20 protein-coding genes are annotated in these 21,536 nt (G+C 66.4%); 8 read left to right on the forward strand and 12 right to left on the reverse strand.

Features of this window, described 5'->3' with window-relative positions; translation table 11 throughout:
- Nucleotides 1-3 precede the first annotated feature (3 nt).
- The 3 genes from E1263_RS34355 to E1263_RS34365 are packed head-to-tail and all read right to left on the reverse strand — an operon-like array spanning nucleotide 4 to nucleotide 4,204.
- On the reverse strand, nucleotides 4-288 hold the full coding sequence (locus E1263_RS34355) for a DUF2470 domain-containing protein (protein WP_132175124.1): 285 nt from the start codon (nucleotides 286-288) through the stop codon (nucleotides 4-6).
- The gene (locus E1263_RS34360) at nucleotides 285-3,470 is read right to left on the reverse strand and encodes an HtaA domain-containing protein (protein ID WP_132175126.1); all 3,186 of its coding nucleotides are present in this window, start codon (nucleotides 3,468-3,470) and stop codon (nucleotides 285-287) included. Before E1263_RS34360 ends, E1263_RS34355 begins: the two co-directional genes overlap by 4 nt.
- Nucleotides 3,467-4,204: a hypothetical protein gene (locus E1263_RS34365; RefSeq protein ID WP_202869189.1), complete on the reverse strand. Its 738-nt coding sequence runs from the start codon at nucleotides 4,202-4,204 to the stop codon at nucleotides 3,467-3,469. Before E1263_RS34365 ends, E1263_RS34360 begins: the two co-directional genes overlap by 4 nt.
- Before the next feature lie 47 nt (nucleotides 4,205-4,251).
- Between E1263_RS34365 and E1263_RS34370 the strand changes: the two genes are divergently transcribed.
- From E1263_RS34370 to E1263_RS34385, 4 genes are read left to right on the forward strand one after another with little or no spacing between them, the layout of a single operon-like run.
- A complete protein-coding gene (locus E1263_RS34370) occupies nucleotides 4,252-4,938 on the forward strand; it encodes a biliverdin-producing heme oxygenase (RefSeq protein ID WP_132175128.1) in 687 nt (228 codons plus the stop codon).
- Nucleotides 4,935-6,065: a heme/hemin ABC transporter substrate-binding protein gene (locus E1263_RS34375; RefSeq protein ID WP_238161800.1), complete on the forward strand. Its 1,131-nt coding sequence runs from the start codon at nucleotides 4,935-4,937 to the stop codon at nucleotides 6,063-6,065. Before E1263_RS34370 ends, E1263_RS34375 begins: the two co-directional genes overlap by 4 nt.
- Nucleotides 6,062-7,099 (forward strand): FecCD family ABC transporter permease, encoded by a 1,038-nt coding sequence (locus tag E1263_RS34380; protein ID WP_132175130.1) that lies wholly within the window; start codon nucleotides 6,062-6,064, stop codon nucleotides 7,097-7,099. The genes E1263_RS34375 and E1263_RS34380 overlap by 4 nt, the downstream gene beginning before the upstream one ends.
- Before the next feature lie 38 nt (nucleotides 7,100-7,137).
- Nucleotides 7,138-7,899 (forward strand): heme ABC transporter ATP-binding protein, encoded by a 762-nt coding sequence (locus E1263_RS34385; protein WP_202869192.1) that lies wholly within the window; start codon nucleotides 7,138-7,140, stop codon nucleotides 7,897-7,899.
- Here the strand turns inward: E1263_RS34385 and E1263_RS34390 are convergent.
- The 3 genes from E1263_RS34390 to E1263_RS34400 all read right to left on the reverse strand — a co-directional run bounded on the left by E1263_RS34390 (nucleotide 7,820) and on the right by E1263_RS34400 (nucleotide 10,559).
- Nucleotides 7,820-8,932: a hemolysin family protein gene (locus E1263_RS34390; RefSeq protein WP_132175134.1), complete on the reverse strand. Its 1,113-nt coding sequence runs from the start codon at nucleotides 8,930-8,932 to the stop codon at nucleotides 7,820-7,822. The genes E1263_RS34385 and E1263_RS34390 overlap by 80 nt on opposite strands.
- Nucleotides 8,929-10,266 carry a hemolysin family protein gene (locus E1263_RS34395; protein WP_132175136.1) on the reverse strand — a complete coding sequence of 446 codons (1,338 nt, stop codon included), beginning with the start codon at nucleotides 10,264-10,266 and terminating at the stop codon, nucleotides 8,929-8,931. The genes E1263_RS34390 and E1263_RS34395 overlap by 4 nt, the downstream gene beginning before the upstream one ends.
- A 62-nt stretch (nucleotides 10,267-10,328) precedes the next feature.
- Nucleotides 10,329-10,559, reverse strand: coding sequence for a twin-arginine translocase TatA/TatE family subunit (locus E1263_RS34400; RefSeq protein WP_238161801.1), 231 nt, complete (start codon nucleotides 10,557-10,559; stop codon nucleotides 10,329-10,331).
- A gap of 66 nt (nucleotides 10,560-10,625) precedes the next feature.
- Here E1263_RS34400 and E1263_RS34405 point away from each other — a divergent pair, with 66 nt between their 5' ends.
- Nucleotides 10,626-11,306, forward strand: coding sequence for a TIGR03089 family protein (locus E1263_RS34405; RefSeq protein WP_132175138.1), 681 nt, complete (start codon nucleotides 10,626-10,628; stop codon nucleotides 11,304-11,306).
- A gap of 3 nt (nucleotides 11,307-11,309) precedes the next feature.
- Complete coding sequence (locus E1263_RS34410) at nucleotides 11,310-12,089, forward strand: SDR family NAD(P)-dependent oxidoreductase (protein WP_132175140.1); 780 nt, start codon at nucleotides 11,310-11,312, stop codon at nucleotides 12,087-12,089.
- Here the strand turns inward: E1263_RS34410 and E1263_RS34415 are convergent.
- The 5 genes from E1263_RS34415 to E1263_RS34435 all read right to left on the reverse strand — a co-directional run bounded on the left by E1263_RS34415 (nucleotide 12,086) and on the right by E1263_RS34435 (nucleotide 18,015).
- Nucleotides 12,086-12,436, reverse strand: a complete 351-nt coding sequence (locus E1263_RS34415) for a hypothetical protein (RefSeq protein WP_132175142.1) — start codon at nucleotides 12,434-12,436, stop codon at nucleotides 12,086-12,088. The two genes, E1263_RS34410 and E1263_RS34415, sit on opposite strands and share 4 nt — an antisense overlap.
- A gap of 25 nt (nucleotides 12,437-12,461) precedes the next feature.
- Nucleotides 12,462-13,418, reverse strand: a complete 957-nt coding sequence (galE, locus tag E1263_RS34420) for a UDP-glucose 4-epimerase GalE (RefSeq protein WP_132175144.1) — start codon at nucleotides 13,416-13,418, stop codon at nucleotides 12,462-12,464.
- Between the two features lie 915 nt (nucleotides 13,419-14,333).
- Nucleotides 14,334-14,927: a class I SAM-dependent methyltransferase gene (locus E1263_RS34425; RefSeq protein ID WP_165956845.1), complete on the reverse strand. Its 594-nt coding sequence runs from the start codon at nucleotides 14,925-14,927 to the stop codon at nucleotides 14,334-14,336.
- Between the two features lie 55 nt (nucleotides 14,928-14,982).
- Nucleotides 14,983-17,061: a spermine/spermidine synthase domain-containing protein gene (locus tag E1263_RS34430; RefSeq protein WP_132175148.1), complete on the reverse strand. Its 2,079-nt coding sequence runs from the start codon at nucleotides 17,059-17,061 to the stop codon at nucleotides 14,983-14,985.
- A gap of 102 nt (nucleotides 17,062-17,163) precedes the next feature.
- Nucleotides 17,164-18,015 (reverse strand): S1 family peptidase, encoded by an 852-nt coding sequence (locus tag E1263_RS34435; RefSeq protein WP_202869190.1) that lies wholly within the window; start codon nucleotides 18,013-18,015, stop codon nucleotides 17,164-17,166.
- Nucleotides 18,016-18,279: 264 nt separating this feature from the next.
- Between E1263_RS34435 and E1263_RS34440 the strand changes: the two genes are divergently transcribed.
- Together E1263_RS34440 and E1263_RS34445 are read left to right on the forward strand one after the other, a co-directional pair.
- Nucleotides 18,280-19,746 carry an LCP family protein gene (locus E1263_RS34440; protein ID WP_132175150.1) on the forward strand — a complete coding sequence of 489 codons (1,467 nt, stop codon included), beginning with the start codon at nucleotides 18,280-18,282 and terminating at the stop codon, nucleotides 19,744-19,746.
- Between the two features lie 6 nt (nucleotides 19,747-19,752).
- Nucleotides 19,753-20,757: a glycosyltransferase family 2 protein gene (locus tag E1263_RS34445; RefSeq protein WP_132175152.1), complete on the forward strand. Its 1,005-nt coding sequence runs from the start codon at nucleotides 19,753-19,755 to the stop codon at nucleotides 20,755-20,757.
- On the opposite strand, the gene E1263_RS34450 is transcribed toward E1263_RS34445, so the two are convergent.
- Complete coding sequence (locus E1263_RS34450) at nucleotides 20,754-21,455, reverse strand: tyrosine-protein phosphatase (protein WP_132175154.1); 702 nt, start codon at nucleotides 21,453-21,455, stop codon at nucleotides 20,754-20,756. The two genes, E1263_RS34445 and E1263_RS34450, sit on opposite strands and share 4 nt — an antisense overlap.
- Nucleotides 21,456-21,536: the final 81 nt, after the last annotated feature.

The raw sequence follows: 21,536 nt of genomic DNA on the forward strand, positions 1-21,536 counted from the left end.
GGGTTAGTGGGATTGGGTTTCGGCTTCGTGGGCCATGCGGGCGAATTCGGAGCGGAACTGCACCCGCTCCGTAATGGGCTCGGACCAGGGGATGCGGACCTCCACCGGCTCGCCAGCCACCTGGGCGGTGTAGACGGCGGCGGCCGGGTCCAGGTCGACAAGTTCGACCGCGGTGGCGTCGGGCTGGTGGCCGAGGACCTGGACGATGTCTAGGGAGTGACCGCCGTGGTCGGCGTTCATGTGGTTGAGCACGGCCTCGATGATGTCGGGCGTGAAGGGGTGTGTCATGCCTTCTGCTTCCTTCGGGTGGCGAACGTGATCAGCAGGCCGGCGAGCAGCAGTACGGCGCCGCCGATGGGCAGCCAGATTCCCGCACCACCGGTGTTCGCGAGCGAGCCGGTTGGCTTGGTCGGCGCGTTGTTCACCGGGGGCGGTGTCGTGGTCGGCGAGGCAGTCGGGGTCGGTGTGGGCGTAGGGGTGGGCGTCGCCGAGGATGCGACGGAGAAGTTTGCAGCGGCGGTCAGACCGGACGGACCCGTCAACGTCAGCACGTGCTTGCCGACGGCGAAGTCGTTCGGTACCCGCCACGCGAACCGCACCTTCCCATCCGCATCCGCCACCTGCTCACCCAGCGTCGAACCAACAGCCGCAGCCTTGACGGCAGCCGCAGCGAAGTTCAACGGCACCCGTACGTCGAACGCCCGGTTCGCCGTCGACCGGTGATCCGCCCGCAGATACAACACGCAGCCAGTCGCGATCTTCGAGCAGTCGGTCAGATCATCCTTCGAGGCCACCGTGACCGTCGTCCGCGCGATCAGGTCAGCCCCGATCCGTACGACGATGTTCTCCGAACCGGCATACGGATAGTTCGTGATCCACGCCGACTGGCCGCTCTTCCCGGTCATGTCGGCGCCACCGATCGCAGGTGATGCCGTCTGCCCAGCCCCCTTGTCGACAGCCGTCATCACGTAGAACCCACTCGGCGCAGCAGCAGTGTTCTCACGACTGTTCCGCAGCCCGCTCACCTTCACCGCAAGCTGCGCCCCATCAGTCAGCACAAGTTTGCCGCCAGCAACAGACAAGCCCTTACCGGAAGACGAGCTAACGGTCACCGTCTGACCATTCCCGTTACTGAAGCTGAACGATGGCGCAGCCGTCGCCGCATCAACCGCCGCCGACACCTTCTGTCCAGCCGGGAATCCAGTGCCCTCAGCAACCAACTCCGCGCCCTGCTTCACCGTCTCCGGCGTCACGGCGACCTTCTGATCAGCCCCAGCCACCGTCAACAAAGCAGCAGCAGACGTCGCCGACCCCGCAGCGTTGCTGAACACAGCCCGGAACCGAGCACCGTTGTCAGCAGCCTGTACGGCGTTCAGCTTCAGCGAGGTCGTCACCGCAGAAGCCGACGCGATCGGCGCCCACGTTTTGCCCGCGTCAGCGCTCCGTTCCCACTGCACAGTCGGAACCGGCGTACCGGTCGCCGCCGCCACAAACTGAACGTTGCCACCAGCAACCACTGCCACAGCGGCAGGCTGCCCGGTTACGACCGGCAGCACCGGCTGCGGCCCAGCATTCTTGAACGTAATCGCCCGGAACACGTCCTGCGTCCGGTCTCCGCGCAGATCGATCACCTCGTTGTCCGAGGCAAGCGGTGAGTTGAAGCTCGCGAGATAGCAAGGAACAACCTTGCAGTCGATCTTCACGCCCTCATTGGTGAAAGTCACCGCAGTCAGCACAGAAGCCTCAAAGGTCCCGGCGGCCGTCGTGACAACCCGTTGCGCGCCGGCGAACGGCGAGGGGTTCGACGAACCCGAGATCCCCTGTGGCGTCTGAGCGACGTACAGGGCACGGTTCGGCGCATACCCCGAACCCGTTACCTTGACCGACTGCCCATCGCCCAGATCAGAGTGCGGATCAACCGTCAACACAGCAGTCCCGCCACCGAAAACGATCGGCTTGAGAAGCTCCTGCGGCGCGTTCGGCGCAGCACCGCCAGCGGCATAGGTCGCGACGCCATAGGTACCCGACGCAGAAGTGGCCGGCTTCAGGTTCAACGTCGCTTCGAAGGTCCCATCCGGGTTCAGCGTCACAAACGCCGGATCAGGTCCCGGCTTCGAAGCATCCGGCAAAGCCCACTTCTGGTCGAGCACGCGGCGCGCACCAGCCGGCGCACCCTCAGACGGACGCCAGGGCTTGTCGAAGCTGCCGAACACGACATACACACCAGCAGGCTTGCCCGGCGTGACCGGCGGTCGCGTGGACAGGTTCGACGCCGGGTCGAACCCGCTACCGCGCACAGTCGCAACCACACCGGCCGGCGGCACAGTGCCTAGCGGCTTTCCATCAGGACCCAGTACGTCGATCTTCGGCTGCCACGTCGGAGTCGTCGTCAGACGAACCGCGAAGCTGACCGGATCGAGCGCCGTACCGGCGGTATAGAAGCCGGCGAAGGCGGGTACGCCGGCTTCAGTCAGGGTGGCCGGCGCACCGACGACAGTCGCGACACCGTCCTTGATCTCCACCGGCTTACCGGCGAAATCGAGGGCAGCAAGCTCAACATCGTCGTACGTCGACGGCTGGCCGGTCTCGAGGCTCTTGCTCACGACATCCGCGATGATCTTTCCGGTGCTGCCATTCAAGGCGACCCGGATGTCCCGCACGGTCACTTCGAGCAGGGGATTGCCCGCCTGCATCTCGTGGCCCTTGAAGTACACGCCGCCCTCGAAGCCGACCTTCTCCGCAGTCCCGGTGCCGTTGGCGAACCGGAAAGTCCCGTCCGTACTACGCGTGGCCGGCGCCTGCACCGCGATCGACCCATGCGCGATCGGACCCTCGACGTACGAGCGGAACGTCGCCTTCAGGCCCCAATCGAGCGACCCGACCGGCGGAGGCGGAGTGGTCGGCGGCGTGTCGCCCGCGAACGTCACCTTCACCGCAAGCTCGTGCGCCGCGTTGACCGCGCCGCCGCCCGGGTAGGTGTAGACCCCGTAGTTGCGCGGGTTCTCGGTGACCTTCTTGGTCTTCACGGTCAGCTCGAAGGTGCCGTCCGGGTTCAGCAGCACCATCCGCGGCTTCTGCGCCGGGAAGTCGGTAGAGACCTGATCGTACGACGCCTGTGGGACCGCCCACTTCGTGTCGAGCAGCGTCCGCGTGGTCGCGTCGGCACCGGTCGACGGCTGCCAGTTGTCCGCGAACGACCCGAAGACGACGTACACGCCGGCCGGCTGACCGACAGTCACCGGCGGGCGCAGCGAAACGTTGGCGGCAGGGTCGAAACCAGACCCCTTCACCAGCAGATCCTCACCCGGAGTGATCTCAGAAGTCTTCGACACCTCGATCTTCGGTGTGAAGACCTGGGCCGCAGGGATCGGAGTAGGTGTGACCTCAGCCAGTGCTGGGTTTACTCCGATACTGGATGCGGCGACCGCCGCCAAACTCGCGAACAGTGCAAAGCCGAGGCGGCGGCTCATGCCAGATTCCCCTTCTTGGTGTTCTTACGGCGAGTGGCGAAAACAAGCCCGGCGCCTGCCCCCAGCAATGCGATCGCGGCGATGCCGAAGCCAAGAGCAAGGCCACCGGTATTGGCGAGGACCCCACCCGGCTTGTCCTTACCGCCGCCGGGATTCGCGCCAGTACTGGGAGAAGTCGTGGGCTGCTTGGTCGCGCTAGGCGTCGTCGACGGCTGACCACCCGAGCCACTGAACGTGACCGGAATCAGCACATCGGCGCTGCGATCCGCCGTACGGGTGTGGTCGGCGCGGGTCCCGATCACGCAGCCGAGCGGCGCGACCTTCTTGTCCAGGCAGTTGGTGAACTGGTCCTTGGCCTTCACGGTCAGCTGCACCTCGAACGACCCCTTGCCACCCGACTGAGTGAAGGGCTTCGCGAGCCCCTCGCCGTACGACGGCGGATTCGACGAGACCCACACCGACGAACCGGATTCGCCCTTCATGTCCACCCCACCCAGGCACGGCGAAGGTAGTTGCCCAGGGCCCTTATTGACGCAGAACGCGACATAGATCCCCTTGTTCAGGTCGAATCCACTGCCGCGGACGGCCACCTTGGTGCCGGCCGGATTCAGCCCGGTCGTCACCGATGCCGTCACGGTCTGCCCGTTCGGCCCACTCGCCGCCTGCGCCGCGACCGGCCAGCCGGCCAACCCCAGCGCCGCGACGGCCACCAACAACCCCACCCGGAATCTCACACCGAACTCCTCACCTAATTCAGTTTGGTTAGGCTAACCTAACTCTTGTGACCCTACAATCGGGCCCGTCGGCCACCGCCCAGCCGCCGTTCTCGCAGCGCTTCCGGGAACGCAGTCAGCTCATGCACCGCGACACCGGTGCGAGCACCTATCTGGCCGCCCTCACCAAGGGCGACCTCGACCTGCAGGGGTACGCCGCTCTGGTCGCTCAGCACGCGGTGATTTACCGCGCCCTGGAGGAGCTGGGCGAGCAGTTGGCCGACGACCCGATCGCCGGCCGCTTCGTCTTCCCCGACCTGTACCGCCGCGACTGGCTACAGGCGGATCTGGCGTACCTACAGTCCCGCGGCCTCCCGGTCCCGGAGCCGACCCCGAAGACACTCCTGTACGCCGAGCGCCTGAAGGAATTGGCCAGCTGGCCCGGCGGATTCATCGCGCACCACTACGTCCGCTACCTCGGTGACATCGCCGGTGGGCAGTCGATCGGCCGCCAGGTCGCGACGCACTACGGTCTGGTGCCCGGTGGCGACGGTGTTCGGTTCTACGTCTTCGACAAGATCTCCCCGAAGCCGTTCCGCGAGGCCTACCGGCAGTTGCTGGACGAGACGCCGTTCGACGAGAGCGAGCAGCAGCAGGTCCTCGACGAGGTCCTGGTCGCCTACCGCTACAACATCGACGTGCTGACCGAGCTCGCCGAGCAGGTCCTCCCCCGCTACCCCCAGGTCGCGTCGTGACGCTAGTGGCCCGAACTTCCCGTACGGCGATCCTCGTCGTACTGCTGCTTCTCGTCGCCGTGGGCTGTGCCTCCAACGCGGTGGCCGAGCAGCCGGCCGCAGTCGATGCCTGCCGCCCACCGGTGAAGGGTTTCGCGGTCACGACCGATGCCGACGGCAAGCAATTGCCCAGGGCAACCAAAGCTCCGGCGACCAGCGCAGACCCGCACACCCTGACCGGGCCGGCAACCGCGACGCTGACCGACCACGCGATCCATACCGTCACGTCGGCGGCTGCACCGAAGCTGCCGGTTGACGTGAAGTCGTGCGACGGCAAGCAGGTGCAGGTCAAGGACGTCAGCCGGATCATCCCGGTCGACCTCTACGGCACGCTGTCCGAGATCGTCTTCAGCCTCGGTCTCGGCGACAAGGTCGTCGGGCGGGACACCTCGACCGGCTTCCCGGAGGCGGCCAAGCTACCGAAGGTCACCCCGAGCGCTCACGATCTGAACGCCGAGGCGATCCTCTCGCTGGATCCGACGGTCGTGCTCACCGACAAGAGCATCGGGCCGCCCGAGGTCATCGAGCAGTTGCGGGCTTCCGGCGTACCGGTGATCTTCTTCTCCGACGCCCGGACCATGGACGGGATGCCGAGCCAGATTCGCGCGGTCGCCGGCGCTCTCGGCGTACCGGAGCGTGGTGAGGAGCTGGTCAAGCGCACGTCGACCGAGATCTCGTCGGCGCTGGCGCTCGCGCCGACCGGCGAGAAGCCGCTGCGGATGACATTCCTCTACATCCGCGGTACGGCGGGTGTGTATCTGATGAGCGGCCCTGGTTCCGGGGCGGACGCCATGATCGAGGCGATCGGCGGGATCGACACCGGTACCGATATCGGGCTGGACAAGTCGTTCGTACCGCTGACCAGTGAGGCGCTGATCCGGGCGCAACCCGAGGTGATCATCGTGATGACCGAAGGGCTGAAATCGGTGAAGGGTGTCGACGGGCTGCTGAAACTGCCCGGCCTCGGCCAGACCCCGGCCGGTCAGCACCGCCGGATCATCGACATGAACGACACCGAACTGCTCGGCTTCGGGCCGCGCACCGGACGGACTGTCGCCGCGCTCGCCAAGGCGGTCTACACGCCTTGAGTCGTCTGCGTTCGGTGGGCCTGATTGGTCTCCTGACCGTCGCACTGATCGTCCTGGTGATCGTGGCCGCGGGAATCGGGCAGCTCCACATCCCGCCGGCCGAGATCATCGGGTCGATCATGCATCGGCTCGGGCTGGATCTCGGGCCGATGCCGCACCATCCCCAAGGGGACAACGCGCTCTGGAAGGTGCGGTTCCCGCGCGTGGCGCTCGCAGTGCTGGTCGGTGCCTCGCTCGCGACGGCCGGAGCGCTGATGCAGGGAGTCTTCGGGAATCCGCTGGCTGAGCCATCGGTCGTTGGAGTGTCGTCCGGGGCCGCTGTGGGAGCGAGTCTCGTCATCGTGACAGGGGTGACGTTCCTCGGCAACTGGACGATCGCTGTCGCCGCGTTCATCACAGGCTTGGGTACGACGTTGCTCGTGCACTCGTTGTCGCGGGCCAGCGGACGTACCGAGGTCGTCACGTTGGTGCTGACCGGGATCGCGGTGAACTCGCTCGCCTTCACGCTGATCTCGTTCGCGACCTTCATCGCGAACACCAGCGCTCGGGAGCAACTGGTCTTCTGGCAACTGGGCAGTCTGAACGGCGCCACCTGGCCGGCCGTGACCGCAGTACTGCCGTTCACTCTGGTCGGGTTGATCGCGTCCGTTGCCTTGGCTCGGCGACTGGACCTGTTGTCGCTGGGTGATCGGTCGGCCGGGCATCTCGGGGTCGACGTCGAGCGGTTGCGGCTGACCGTGATCGTGGTCGTCGCCCTGCTCGTCGGGGCGAGTGTGGCGTTCTCGGGGATCATCGGTTTCGTCGGACTCGTCGTACCGCACCTGATCCGGATGATCGCCGGCCCCGGGCACAGATTGTTGCTTCCAGCAAGCGCACTGGGCGGCGCCGTCCTGGTGATCGTTGCTGATCTGCTGGCCCGAACGTTGATCCGTAACGCTGATCTGCCGATCGGCATGATCACCTCGCTCGTCGGCGCGCCGTTCTTCTTCTGGCTCCTCCGCCGCACACGCACCCGGCAAGGGGGTTGGGGATGAGGCGCCAGATCCCGGCCCGCCTGCCCATCGGTACGACGATCGCCGAGGCCCGCGAGGTCTCTCTCGAACTGGGCGGTACGCCGATCCTCGACGGCGTCTCGCTCTCTGTCCGGACCGGTGAAGTCCTCGCTCTCGTCGGCCCTAACGGCGCGGGCAAGTCGACGTTGTTGAGCGTCCTCAGCGGCGACCACGCCCCCGACCGCGGCGAGGTCTTCCTCGGGGGTGAGCCGCTACCCCATTGGTCGCCAGTGGAGACAGCCATGCGGCGAGCGGTGATGTTGCAGCAGGCAACAATCTCTTTCCCGTTCAGCGTGGCTGACATCGTGGCGATGGGGCGGTCCCCGTGGTACGGAACCCCGCGGGCGGAGGACGACGAGAACGCCGTACGGGCTGCGCTGGAGACCGCCGATATCACCGAGTTTCGTGAGCGGGTTTTCAGTTCGCTGTCAGGCGGTGAGCGCGCGCGGGTGTCACTGGCCCGCGCGCTCGCGCAGGAGGCTCAGCTGCTCTTCCTGGATGAGCCAACAGCCGCTTTGGATCTCCACCACCAGGAGGCTGTTCTGCAGTTGGCTCGGGAGTCTGCGGCGGCCGATGATGCAGTGGTGGTTGTGGTACATGACCTCAACCTGGCGGCCGGCTATGCGGATCGGGTTGCCGTGTTGTCGCACGGAAAGATCGTTGCTGACGGCAACCCGAGGAACGTCTTGACGGCTGAACTGCTTACTGAGGTGTATCGGCATCCGGTGGAGGTGTGGCCACATCCGGCGACCGGCGCTCCGGTGATTTTGCCGCGGCGCTGACGATCGGGTCGGTCTCGTCATCGAACTCGCCGATTACCTGCTCCAGCAAGTCTTCGAGGGCTACGACACCCAGCGGTTCGGTGCCGGTGCAGACGACGGCGAGCTGGGAGCGGTGGTCGCGCATGGTGCGGATCGCGGTCGCGACGGGAGTGCTCGGCGAAAGGTTCAGTGGGGCGGTCATCAGCTCGGCGGCACGGAGCGTCGTACCGCCGCCGGTGGTGGCGCGGGCGGCGTCACGGACGTGCACGATGCCACAGATCGTCGTACCGGTCATGACTGCGAGGCGGGAGCGTCCTTCGCGACGGCTGGTCAGCTCGACTTCGCGGGCGGATGCCGTGGCTTCGACGGTGGCCAGGTCCTTCAACGGAACCATCACCTGAGCGATCGTGATGTTCTGCAGGGCGAGCATCGCGGTCAGCAGCTCGTGTTCGGGAGCTTCGAGGGTGCCGTGGTCGCGGGACGACTCGATCAGCAGGCGGAGCTCGTCGGGGCCGTGGGCGCTGGCGAGCTCGTTCTGCGGGGTCACGCCGACGAGGCGAACACAGAGGTTGGCGATCGCGTTCAGGCCGAGCAGGAGCGGGCGAACGACGTACGTGAAACCGCGGAACGGCAGCGCCAACGCCTGCGCCGCGCGCTCGGGATTGCTGATCGCCCACGACTTCGGCGCCATCTCGCCGAGCAGGACATGCAGCAGGCCGATCCCGCCGACCGCAATGATCAGCGCGATCACATGCCCGACGCCCTCGGGGATGTGGACGAGCTCGAACAACGGATGCAGTAGATGCGCGACCGCGGGCTCACTCAGCGAGCCGAGCCCCAGCGTGCACAACGTGATCCCGAGCTGCGCCCCGGCGAGCATCAGCGACAGCTCACTGATCCCCGCAATCGCAGCCCGCGCCGACCGGCTCCCATCGGCAGCGGCCGCTTCGAGCCGATGCCGCTTGGACGCGACCAGCGCGAACTCGGCCGCGACGAAGAACCCGTTCAACGCCAGCAAACCAACCGAGATGACGAGAGCAAGCGTCGTACTCACGCGATCCGCTCCATCACGACTAGGCCGGGCACCCGGCGCTCAAGCGTCTGTACGACGAGTTTGACGAACTCTGCCGGAATCGGCCGCCCCTCGTGGTCGAGCCGGTGCGGCAGCTCCAGGATCACTTCGTCACCGACCACCGGGATCCGGCCGAGCCGAGCCATGACGAGCCCGGAGACGGTCTCGTAGTTGTCGCTCTCCGGCAGGTCGATCCCGGTCGCTTCCTGAACCTCGTCCAGGCGCCACCGCGCGGGCAGAACCCACGAACCGTCCCCACCTTGCACCGGTGACGTCTCCGGCAGATCGTCCTCGTCACGGATCGCGCCGACGAGCTCCTCGGCAATATCTTCCAGCGAGATGATCCCGGCGAAACCACCGTACTCGTCGACAACGATCGCTAGCTGGCGATGCGACGTACGGAGGCGTTCGAGAACGACAGGAAGTGGGAGCGTGGACGGTACGACGACCGGCGCGGAAGCGAGGGCGCCAACGGTCACGTGGCCGCGGTCGGCCGGTTCGACCTCGACGACATCGCCGATCGCGATCACCCCGACCACCTCGTCGACCGATCCCGCAATCACCGGGAACCGGGAGTGGCCGGTGTCCTGCAGCTCGACCACCTTCGTCAGCGGATCGTCTTCGTGCACCGTGACGACATCGACCCGCGGAATCATCGCCTCGTCGGCGATCCGGCCGCGGAAGTCCAGACCGCGGTCGAGGAGCCGCATCGTGTCCTCGTCCAGCAGGCCCTGCTCGTACGACGTGACGATGATCCGGTCCAGCTCCTGCGCAGTCGCGCCTTGCGGCAACTCCTCGACCGGCTCGATCCCGACCCTTCGGAGAATGCGGTTCGAGGCGGCGTCGAATACCCGGATGATCGGGCCGGCGATCGTCAGGTACATCAACGTCGACCGCGACAGCCGCAGCGCAAGCGCCTCGGCCTTCGCAATCGCCAAGTTCTTCGGCGCCAGTTCTCCCAGCACCATCTGGATCACCGTCGCCAGCAGGAGGGCCAGGATCACCGACAAGGTGGTGCTGACCCTCTGCGGCACCCCGGCGGACCCGAGCACCCCCTCGAGCCCTTCACCCAGGTACGGCTCGGCGAAATACCCCGCCAGCAACGCCGTCACCGTGATCCCCACCTGCGACCCCGACAACACGAACGACAGCCGTGAAGTCACCTTCAACGCCCGCACCGCCGCCGCATCACCGCCATCGGCCAACGTCTGCAGCCGGCTCCGATCCACCGCCACGTAAGCAAACTCCTGCGACACGAAGTAGCCCGTGGCAACAGTCAGCACCAGGATCAGTCCCAGGCCGCCCACAATCAGCATGCCCCGACCCTAGGCGATCACCCGACGGATCCCTCGCAGTGGACACCCACGGCGAGCAAACCCTATTGGGGCCGGTCGCTCACCGTCGGTTGCGAAGTGACGGCCTGCGTCGGTTGCGCAGTGACGGCCGACGGGGTGTCGTCGTCGCCGTTCTGGACCTTCTTGAACTCTTTCATCGCCTGGGCGGCGCTGCGGGTGAGTTCGGGGATCTTCTTCGCGCCGAACAGCAGGAAGACGACGATGAAGATGACAACCCATTCGCCGCCCTCTGGCAGCATCAATTGCGGAACCATGACCAGCCTTCTTTCCGGTAGTCCCCTCCCAAGCTACGTCGCCGGCGGGACCGTAGGGTGGGCCATATGTCACAGGTTCTGCCCGAGGTTTTCGCTGCTGCGGTCCGCCGGGACGGTGCTAGTCCGTTCCTCACCTACTACGACGACGTGACGGGTGAGCGGATCGAGCTCAGCGCCGTGACCACGGCGAACTGGGTGGCCAAGACCGCCAACCTGCTCGTCGACGAGTACGACGTGGAGGCCGGTGAGACGGTCGCGATCGGTCTGCCGCCGCACTGGCTCGGTGTGGTCTGGGCGCTGGCGACCTGGTCGGCCGGTGCCTCGCTCACCTCTGGCGACGGCACGCTCGCGATCACCGGCCCCGACTTCGCGGTCAAGGGCGAGCGGACAACGGTCGCGTCTGCGCTCCTCCCGCTCGGCGGGCGGTTCCGCGAACCGATCCCCGAGGGCATCCAGGACTACGGCGCCGAGGTCTACAACCACCCCGACCTGTTCGTCCCGTTCGACGCGCCCTCGGCCGACTCCCCGGCGTACGACGAACTCACGCATGCCGACCTGATCGGTACGGCGGAGCCGATCGCGGACCGCATCCTGACCACGCGCGACCTGACGACCCGCGACGGACTTGAGGTTTTGATCGGGGCGATCATCGGTGGCGGCTCGATCGTGTTGTGCCGCAACCTGGATCCCGCGAAACTCGACCGCCGGGTGGCGGACGAGAAGGTCGATCGAGTCCTGGAGGACTGAAGAGTGCAGCGGTTCGAGGGGCGGGTGGCACTAGTCACGGCGGGCGCGCAGGGTATCGGCGCTGCGGTGGTACGGCGGATTGCGGCCGAGGGCGGTTCGGTGGTCATCACCGATCTGCAGGAAGACAAGATCGCCGAACTCGCGGCCGAGCTCGGCGACCAGGCGATCGGCGTACGGACCGATGTGATGAGCCGTGACGACGTCAACGCCGCCGTGGCGAAGGCTGTCGAGCGGTTCGGCCGGCTGGACGTGGTCGTCAACAACGCGGGCGGCTGCATCGTCACGAGCGTCCCTGAAGACACCACCGATGAGGACTGGCACCGCCAACTCGACCTCACGCTCGTCGGCGCCTCCCGCTGTATCCAGGCGGCGCTACCGCATCTGGTGGAGTCCCGCGGCAACGTCGTCACCATCAGCTCGGTCAACGGCCTCGCCGCCTTCGGCAACATCGAGTACTCGGCAGCCAAGGCCGGTCAGATCGCGATGACCCTGAACTACGCAGCCCGGTACGGCGACCTCGGCGTCCGCTTCAATGTCGTTGCCCCCGGCACCATTCGCACCCCGAACTGGGACAGTCACCCCGAAGCGCTCGAGACCCTCTCGCAGCTCTACCCGCTCGGTCGCGTCGGCGAGCCCGAGGACATCGCAGCCGCGGTCGCGTTCCTCGCCTCGGAGGACGCCTCCTGGATCACCGGCCAAACCCTGCCCGTCGAAGGCGGCGTACTGACCGGCCCAGCGCCACTCGTCCTCAGCACCTCAGGCCCGTTCGCGAAGAAGTACTAGAAGCCAAACGAAACAAGCACCCGCAACGGCAGCCCCGGTACGGCGATCCCGAACCAGGCTGCCCGTCGTACCAAACACCACCCGCGGTGGCCGCGCCGTCCCTGAACCACCGCGGCGCCCACCGCAAACCCCAGCAGCACGCCAAGCAGCGCAGCACCGAAGACGGCAAAGCCGCCGATCGCCGAGCCGGCGCCGAGAGCGACCCAGAACAGTCCGCTGATGAACGACGCCGGACTGTACGTCGCATCCCGCGTCCGCCACGGCTGTTGCGGAGCCCGCCCGCAGGGGCAGGCAACCGGCTCGTCCGGGCGCAAGTACGCCGGGACGGGACCGGATGCATCAGACATGCCCGGACTGTAACTCCAGCCAGGCTCAGCGGTTGGCCGGCCAGGCCTTCCAGGCGGAGGCGAACATTTCGTCGACCGTGTGCGTGTTCTTCCAGCCGAGGTCGCGCGCCGCGAGCTCGCCCTGCGCGACGACGCGGGACGGGTCGCCGGGCCGGCGCGGACCTTCGGTCGGCGTGAAGTCGATCCCCGTCACCCGCCGAGCCGCGTCCATGATCTGACGGACCGACGTACCGGTTCCCGAACCCAGGTTGTAGACCGTCTCAAGCGCCGTACCGGCGTCGAGCGCCCGCGCTGCGGCGACATGCGCGCGAGCGAGGTCGGCGACGTCCACGTAGTCCTTGACCGAGGTGCCGTCCGGGGTCGGGTGGTCGGTGCCGTAGATCTGCGGCACCTTCCCCTGCGACAGCAGGTTGCACACGATCGGGAACAGGTTGTACGGACTGGCGTCGTACACGGTGGTGTCGCCCGACCCGACCACATTGAAATACCGCAACGAGGTGTGCTTGAGGTCGACCGCCTTGGCCTGGTCCCGCAGCAGCCACTCCCCGATCAACTTCGTCTCCCCGTACGGCGACTCCGGCGCGGACGCCGTCTCCTCCGTGACCGTCTCGACGGTCGGCGTCCCGTACACCCCCGCACTAGACGAGAACACGATGTTGCGCACCCCTTGCGCGTCCATCGCCTCCAGCAACGACACCATCGCCGTCACGTTCTGCGTGTATGTGTGCAGCGGCTTGTCCACCGAAACCCCGGCGTACTTGAACCCAGCCAGGTGCACAACCCCACTCACCCCCGCCAACGCCGACTTCACAGCCGCGCCGTCCAGCAGATTCGCCTGCACGAACGGCACCCCGTCCGGCACGAACTCCGCCTTCCCGCTCGACAGGTCATCGACCACCACCACATCGATGCCATCAGCAAGGAACGCCCGCACCACGTGCGCCCCGATATACCCAGCCCCACCAGTCACAAGCCATGTCATACAACGATCTTCGCACCCTGCTCCCAGCGAGCCGCTCAAACGGGCCGATCCCGTACCAGCCTGGGGTTTCGGTACGGCAGTGTGGTTGCTCGCCGCACCGGACAAGCCGGGCACGTTGTCTGTGGCTGGTCGCCGCGGCGGCCGCGTTACATAAAGAGCTTGGCTGAGCCCGGCACGGGGCTGAGGTACTGGCGAGGTAGGCGATCGCGCTCGCGCTGCTTGAGGTGCCCGCTATGGCTGAGGTCGAAAAGCAGCGCCAGTGTGGAAACTTCATGTCGCCATTTACACAAAACGTTCCACCCAGATCTCCTCGCGGGCTAGTGGGTGGGGCCGGGGAGCTTTACCCGTCATTCCAGGTCAGTTTCGCTCCCCAACCCGCCCGGATACCTCACGAATCGGGCACTGGGGAGTTCCACCGGCGTATCCGCCTGCCGTTTCGCGCTACGCGGGGATTTTTCGGGTCCATACGCCGAAAAACTCACGCGTAGTGAGCCGGCGAGTCCAGCCGGGCCAACAGTTGGGGGCTTGAACAAGAAACGGTGGGCCGGAACAGGTCATTACTTGTTCACGCCCACCACCAAGCCCACAAACCCCCGACAACTGGACAGCACCGCGACGAAAAAGGGGCACCAGCGCGGCAGCCAGGGTCAGTCGGGCACGGCAGCACCCCCGGCCTCCTTGCCAGCGCTTTTCACCACCAACAAGGGCCACTTTCCAGGCATCCCCACAACCGGCCGCAACCATAGCGAGCACCTCAATCGGCGGGAACGCGATCGCCGACCTCGCCAGTACCTCAGCCACGCGCCGGGCCGCACCACCCTCCCACTGTAAATCGGCCGCAGCGGCGACCAGCCACAAGCCGATCCTGACCGGCCGCATCCCAGCGATACCCCAGCCGGGCGCCGCGACAACCACTCAACGCGAAACACTGGCCAGCCAGTAATACGTCAGATCAGTACGACAACCCGCAAACTCCACAGGCGAAGGAAAATTCTTCAACACCTCGAACTCACGCCCATCCGACAACCGCCGAGTCTGATACGTATCCCCCGCACCACCAACCCGAGTAATCGGCGAACTACTCCCCTCGACATACCGGTTGTCAGCAAGAATCACCAGCGGCGAACGCGACAACAGCCCATCCACAAACTGCCCTACCTCCGCCCGCAACACATGCGACCAGAAGAACCCGACGAAGATCACGTCAAACTCCCCCGGAACAGCCGCCAGATCAAAGGCATCCGCCACAGCGAACCGCACCGGCGACGCATACGACCGAGTCCGCGCGACAGCCAGCGTCGACTCGTTCAGATCGGTCGCCAGCACCGACCGCGCCGAAGACGCCAGCACCGTTGTCCAGTAGCCCGTCCCACACGCGATCTCCAGCACCGAGCGGCCGGCGACGAGCGGTGGCAGGAGGCCTCGCAGCGTGGCGAGGTCCTCCTGGCGCTCGGGCTTTTCGTAGATCTTGTCGTACTCCGTCGCGCGCTCACGGTAGTACTCCTCCATGGTCACTCCCTCCGGTAGCGGAGGTCCGAGCGACCCAGACATCAGAACCTAGCAGCTAGCCACCGGTGACCGCCTTGGATTTTGGCCGCAGCAGGAACGCCCCGAGATACAGCACCGCCGCGATGATCAGCAGGCCGTGGAAGCCGATGATGAGCGCCGCGTATTCGAGACAGCCACCGAGCATCGCGCCCAGCAGGTTCGCGCCGAAGGACGCCGTACCGTCTTCGGTGTCGGTGAAGCGTTTCGCGAAGATGACGTTGGCGGCGAAGATCGGCGTGAAGGCGATCACCACGGCGACCAGCGCCCGCAGTCCGAGCGGCATCGAGAGCAGCCAGTCGTCGGGGAAGATCCACGACAGCACCAGCCCACCGAACAGGATCCCGAACATCACCTTGGTCGGTGGAGTTCGGAACCGCCGCGTGACTTCGACCGCAGCGAGTACCGCGACGAGCACTCCGGCGAACACGATCGCGTTCACGACCCACGTCGTACCGAAGAGCAGGGCAAACCCGGTGATGCTCTTCGTCTCCAGGAGCATGAAGCCTGCGCCGAGCAGGAAGAGATCGGTGTAGGGACGCATCCGCTTGTACGACGATCCGCCGCCCGCGATGCCGACACCGACGACGCCCGCGACGAGGATCAGTCCCAGCGTGATCAGGTAGAGCGGCGGGATGCGGTCGGTGAACAGGTAGAGGAACGGACGGTTGTCGGTCGCGGGCGGCGGAGTGATCGACGTAGCGCCGGCCCACGTGGTCTGGCAGGTCTGATCGGCAGCGGTCAGTCCAACTGTCACGACTGCCTGCTGCAGCGAGTCGCCCATCTTGTCCACGCACGGCTTGTGCCCGAACGCCTTCTCGGCGGTCAGCGCGAGGCGATCGATCAGCCAGGTCTCGCGGTAGTAGTTGTACATCGCGAACGCCCCACCCGGGTTCAGGTGGTCGCGCGCGGACTCGAATGCCTGCTGGGTAAAGAGGTAGCTCTCCAACCGCAGTGAACTGGCCCCGTTCACCAGCGTCAGCGAATCCGGCAGCGCCAGCATGATCAGGTCGTACTTCTTGTCGGTCCGCGACAAGAACGCCCGCCCGTCGTCGATGTGCGACGACACCCGCGGGTCCTGGTACGGCTTGTCGGGGTGCAGGGCCTTGCCGAGGTCGCGGATCCGCGGGTCGATCTCGACCGCGTCGACGTGGGTCGCGCCCTTCTTCAACGCGATCGCGACATCCGAACCGGATCCCGCCCCGATGATCAGCACGTTCTTCGGCGCCTTGCCGGCGTTCGCCCGCTCGTACGGCAGCCCGTACTGCGGCTCCCACTGCAGCCGGTAGTCAGCCGCGATCGCCTGCTGGTGCGGTACGCCGTTCACCGTGAGGGTCAGCAGCGACTGGCCCCGGTAGGTGTCGTACGCGGTCTGCACCTTGTAGTACGGCGACCAACTGTTCTCCGCCTTCGTCGACTCGTTGAACAGCACGCCGAGCATCGCGAACAGCGGCACGAGCACCAGCGCACCACTCAATACCAGCGCGACCGCCGGTTGCGCACGGCGCGGAATCATCAACCCGGCAAAGACGATCGTGACGATCAGTCCCCACCAGATCGGCGGCGCCCCGAGGAACGACAGCCCCGTGAACGCGATGATCCCGATCAGCGAACCGACCAGATCGAACCGGTACGCCGTCAGTCGCGGCAACTCGCTGAAGCAGCGGCCGACGAGTTCGGCCGGACCGGCGAGCACCACGGCCGCGGCGATGAAGACGATCGGCAGGATCACCCAGACCGGCGGTCCCGTCGTACTCAGACTGGTGAAGTAGATGACGCTGGACGACGAACCGCGATCGACGGTGACGGGTTTCCACGCGATCACCAGGACGAGCAGGCCGAGCATCAGCGGCGAGTAGTAGGGAAGCCACTTGGCGCGGCTGGACCGCAGGATCCCGATCCCGATGCCGAGGAAGGAACCGAGCAGCACGAAGTTGGAGAAGTAGCTGAGGTGGACGACGTTCGAGCCGGTCCAACGGATCAGCGCGAGCTCGGTGAAGAGCATCAGCGCACTGGCCGCGATCAGCCGGGTCCGCACCCCGAATGGGCTCGCCCAGTTCGTCGTGAATGTTGCCTGCAGGGGGGAGTCGACTGCCATGCGCCCGGACGTTACCCGAATCACAGTGTCTTACGTCACCCCATGAGTACGCCCCAAATGAATACGCCCCTGAAGGATGAACCTTCAGGGGCGTACAGAGAGTTACGGCTTCTGGAGCAGGCAGCCGGCCTTGTTCAGGTCGATCGTGCGGCTGGCGGACAGGCAGGTGTAGAACCACCAGGTCTGCTGGCCGTACGCCGCGCCCTTCTGAACCGTGATGTTGCCGTTCGCGTCGACCTCACACGGGTTGTTCAGCGTGCAGCGGGCGCCGTCCTCGTTGCCCGTGTTGTTGACGCCGATGACCTCACCGGTGGAGGTGCTGACGATCGGCGAACCCGAGGTGCCGCCGATGGTCTCGCAGCCCGGCTGGCGGTACTTGATCGAGCTCTTCATCACCCAGCCGGCCTCGCGCAGCTCGGGGATGGTGGCCTGCACCGAGCAGGTGTAGATCCGCTTCCAGTAACCGGAAACGACGGCCATCCCCGCGCCGGCAGCCGGGGCAGACTGGGACAGCGTCAGCGCCGGGATACCCAGCCGGGACTGGATCGCCGCGTAGGTCTCGGTGAGCCGGTACAGCGTGACGTCGGTCTTGGTCATCGTCGAGTACAGGACCCGGTTGGCCCGGACCGTACCGGCGTTGTTCGAGTTCGGCCGCAGCAACGTGAACGACCGGGTGGACGACCGGTCGACCAGTACGACGCCCGGCTGCGGCATGCCGCCTTCGTAGCAGTGACCGTTGGTCAGGATCAGGCCCGGATCGGTCGAGACCGACGAGGCGAACCGGACCAGCGACCCGGAACAGTTACTCAGCGCAGCGATCCCGGTGAAGTCGCCACCGGGCGCCAGCACCTTGGCCGGGGCGGCGGGCGCCGGCGCGGCCTGGGCAGCGCTCAGACCGGTCAGCGTGAGCGCCGCAGCGGCGGCGACGGCAAAAAGCGGACGGAACAGTTTCATGGGGGGCGGTTCCTCACTGTCGATTTGGGCCCTCTCAGGTAACCCGATCTCAACCGCCGAACACCATCACAACCGTGTGAATCTGGCTGATCACAGGGTGTATGCAGGGGTTTTCCTGCACTCCGTGTGCATCCTGCTACTCTTCGTTTTCGGACCCGCTCCGGCTCGAACCATCGCGTCCTCCGGCACGTCGTACCAACTGACCGCCAGGACGACACGGTACGGTCGGCAACAGCCCGCCCGAGCCGAGAACGGAAGGACCTCATGCCGCAGGAGAAAGCAGACCTGCGCAACCTCAGCGAGCCGGTGCGGTTCAAGCGGGCCCTGGCGCTGCTGTTGATGACCCTGATACTGCCGGGGTCGGCGCAGATCGTGGCGGGCAGTAAACGAGCCGGGCGATGGGCCTGGCGAGTCATCGCGGGCCTGCTCGCGATCATCATCTTCATCATCGTCCTGGCGCTGATCTGGCGCGCCGGAGCGATCAACCTGATGGCCCGGCCGGGCACCCTGCGGATCGTCCAGATCCTGCTGATCCTGCTGGCCATCGGTTGGGCCGCCTTGTTCGTCGACGCCTACCGGATCGCCCAGCCGATGATGCTGGAGCGCAACCACCGGCTCGCGACCAGCATCCTGGACGGCGTCCTGGTGTTCGTGGTCGCCGGCGCGCTGATCTGGGCCAGCTCGTTCGTGAACACCCAGCGCGACTTCGTGGCCAGTGTCTTCGGCAACGGCCAGGAGTCGAACGCCGAGCACGGCCGCTACAACGTGCTGCTGATGGGCGGTGACTCCGGCGCCGACCGGATCGGCACCCGGCCGGACAGCATGACGGTGGCGAGCATCGACGCCGACACCGGCCGGACCGTCCTGATCGGCCTGCCGCGCAACCTGGCCAAAGTCCCGTTCCCCGCCGGTACGCCGATGGCCAAGCAGTTCCCGAACGGTTTCCAGTGGAGCAAGTGCGCCGCCGAGTGTCTGCTGAACGCGGTCTACACCTACGCGGCCGGTCACAAGAACCTCTTCCCCGGCGACCCGAATCCCGGTGAGACCGCAACCAGCCAAGCTGTCTCGGCGGTCACCGGGCTGAAGATCAACTACTACGTGCTGATCGACCTGGCCGGCTTCCGCGACCTGCTGAACGCGGTCGGCGGCATCACTCTCGACATCGGCAAGAAGGTCCCGATCGGCGGCGGTAGTTCACCGATCAAGGGCTACATCGAGGCCGGTAAGAACCAGCACCTGGACGGCTACCACGCCCTCTGGTTCGCCCGGTCCCGCGCCGAGTCCTCGGACTACGAGCGGATGACTCGGCAGAAGTGCGTGATGTCTGCGATGCTGAACCAGTTGTCGCCGCAGACCGTGCTCACCAAGTTCCAGGGCATTGCCTCGGCCAGCAAGCAAGTGGTCAAGACGAGCATCCCGGCCGGTGAGCTGGGGACCTTCACCGACCTCGCGCTGGACGCGAAGAAGCTGCCGGTGTCAAGCTTCTCCGCGGTCCCCCCGTTGATCCACACCGGCAACCCGGACTTCGACCTGATCCGTACCAAGGTCGCCCAGGCGATCGAAAAATCAGAAGCGCTGGACAAGGCCGCCGAGTCCGGCGACGGTAAGACCACCGATACTCCTAAGAGCACGACCACGAAGAAGCCGAGTACGTCGACCAGCAAGCCGACGAGCTCACCGACCAAACCCGCCAACGACGTCGATGACGTCGCTTCGATCTGTAAGGCCTGACCTGATATGCCGTTGTCCCAGTGGCCGCCCGTTTCCGTCGTGATGCCCGTGCTGAACGAGGAACGTCATCTCGAAGAGGCAGTAGGGCGGGTTCTCGACCAGAACTACCCCGGTGAGCTCGAGGTCGTGCTCGCCATCGGGCCGAGCAAGGACCGGACCCAGGAGATCGCCGACCGGCTGGCCGGTGAGGATCAGCGGATCAGCATCATCGCGAACCCGACCGGTAAGACCCCGGCCGCGCTGAACGTCGGCATCGCGCACGCGCGGCACGACATCCTGGTCCGGGTCGACGGCCACGGCGCGCTGACCGACGGGTACATCACCCGCGCGGTCGAGGTGCTGGACGAGAGCGGCGCGGACAACGTCGGCGGCGTGATGGCGGCCGAGGGCCGGACCCCGACCGAGATGGCGGTCGCCTGTGCGTACCGCTCGCGGCTGGGCCTGGGCGCCTCGACCTTCCACCAGGGCGGCAAGGCCGGCCCCGCAGACACCGTGTACCTCGGGGTCTTCCGCCGTACGGCGCTGGAGCGGGTCGGTGGCTTCGACGAGACCATGCACCGTGCCCAGGACTGGGAGCTGAACTACCGGATCCGCAAGACCGGTGGCCTGATCTGGTTCACCCCGGATCTGTCGGTGACGTATCGGCCGCGGTCTTCGCTGTCCGCGGTGGCCAAGCAGTTCTTCCACACCGGCCAGTGGCGGCGCGAGGTCATCCGCCGGCACCCCGAGACCGCCAGCAAGCGCTACCTGGCGCCGCCGGTCGCGGTGGTCGGGATCGTCCTCGGCACCATCCTGGGCATCATCGGCCTGGCCACCGGCAACCCGTGGCTCGACCTGGGCTTCCTGGCCCCGCTCGGCTACGGCCTGCTGCTCCTGTTCGGCTCGGCCGTCGAGGGCCGCTACCTGCCTTGGAAGGCCCTGGCCCAGATGCCGCTGATCTGCGCCACCATGCACATGTCCTGGGGCCTGGGCTTCATCGTCGGTCTAAGAGAAAAGCCCCGCACCGTCTAACCCAGCAGCCGCTGGCGAAGTCGATCCAAGTCCTCTGTCGTGAGGCCCCCATGGCGTAGATACGCCTCGGGGCCTCCGTAGGTCTTGTCTACGTGGTCCAGGATCGCGACCAGGGACTCGGCGCGGGTATCGCGGAACTCGATCATCTCCGGGTGCTTCGACGCGTCCGGCTCCTCGGCGAGCTGCTCCTCCAGCCAAGGCGCCAGACGAGACTGGGTGAGGAAGTAGTCGGCCACGATCTCGTCGCGCGGCACTCCCGCGATACTCAGCGCCAGCGCGACAACCATGCCGGTCCGGTCCTTGCCGCCATGGCAGTGCACGACGACCGCACCCTCCGGCTCATCCGCAATCGCCTTCACCGCGGCCGCGAACAACGTCGGCCGCCGATCCAGCATCCACGTGCAGGCCGCAATGATCGTCGGCTGCCCGTGCTCCGGGTCGGCCGGATCCGCGAGCATCTGCCGGACAGCAATCGCCGTACCGGTGAACGGGGTCGGCCAGTCCTGAACCTCGCCGTCGCTGCGCAGATCGAGGATCCGGGTGACCTCAGACCGCCGTACGGCCTCAACGCCCTCGTCCGTCAGATACTGCAAGCTCTCAGAACGAACCAGTACGCCGTACCGAATCGTGCGACCGTCAGTGGTCGGCAAGCCGCCGACATCGCGAACGTTGCGGCAGCCGGGCCAGTTGAGATCCATTCAACGGTCCTGCGGGCGGTCTGGGTTCGGACCGGGCACGTACGGCGGTGGGGCGGGGAAGGTGTTGGCGTTGGGCGGCGC

Origin of the sequence: Kribbella antibiotica, from assembly GCF_004349055.1 — a bacterium.
Classification (GTDB): Bacteria; Actinomycetota; Actinomycetes; order Propionibacteriales; family Kribbellaceae; genus Kribbella; species Kribbella antibiotica.

Bases quoted from the DNA above. Each gene is read 5' to 3' on its own strand.
- E1263_RS34445 (WP_132175152.1), top strand. From the start codon at position 19,753: ATGCCGTTGTCCCAGTGGCCGCCCGTTTCCGTCGTGATGCCCGTGCTG.
- E1263_RS34355 (WP_132175124.1), bottom strand. From the start codon at position 288: ATGACACACCCCTTCACGCCCGACATCATCGAGGCCGTGCTCAACCAC.
- E1263_RS34415 (WP_132175142.1), bottom strand. From the start codon at position 12,436: ATGTCTGATGCATCCGGTCCCGTCCCGGCGTACTTGCGCCCGGACGAG.
- E1263_RS34360 (WP_132175126.1), bottom strand. From the start codon at position 3,470: ATGAGCCGCCGCCTCGGCTTTGCACTGTTCGCGAGTTTGGCGGCGGTC.
- E1263_RS34400 (WP_238161801.1), bottom strand. From the start codon at position 10,559: ATGGTTCCGCAATTGATGCTGCCAGAGGGCGGCGAATGGGTTGTCATC.
- E1263_RS34450 (WP_132175154.1), bottom strand. From the start codon at position 21,455: ATGGATCTCAACTGGCCCGGCTGCCGCAACGTTCGCGATGTCGGCGGC.
- E1263_RS34430 (WP_132175148.1), bottom strand. From the start codon at position 17,061: ATGGCAGTCGACTCCCCCCTGCAGGCAACATTCACGACGAACTGGGCG.
- E1263_RS34440 (WP_132175150.1), top strand. From the start codon at position 18,280: ATGCCGCAGGAGAAAGCAGACCTGCGCAACCTCAGCGAGCCGGTGCGG.
- E1263_RS34425 (WP_165956845.1), bottom strand. From the start codon at position 14,927: ATGGAGGAGTACTACCGTGAGCGCGCGACGGAGTACGACAAGATCTAC.
- E1263_RS34435 (WP_202869190.1), bottom strand. From the start codon at position 18,015: ATGAAACTGTTCCGTCCGCTTTTTGCCGTCGCCGCCGCTGCGGCGCTC.
- galE (WP_132175144.1), bottom strand. From the start codon at position 13,418: ATGACATGGCTTGTGACTGGTGGGGCTGGGTATATCGGGGCGCACGTG.
- E1263_RS34395 (WP_132175136.1), bottom strand. From the start codon at position 10,266: ATGCTGATTGTGGGCGGCCTGGGACTGATCCTGGTGCTGACTGTTGCC.
- E1263_RS34405 (WP_132175138.1), top strand. From the start codon at position 10,626: ATGTCACAGGTTCTGCCCGAGGTTTTCGCTGCTGCGGTCCGCCGGGAC.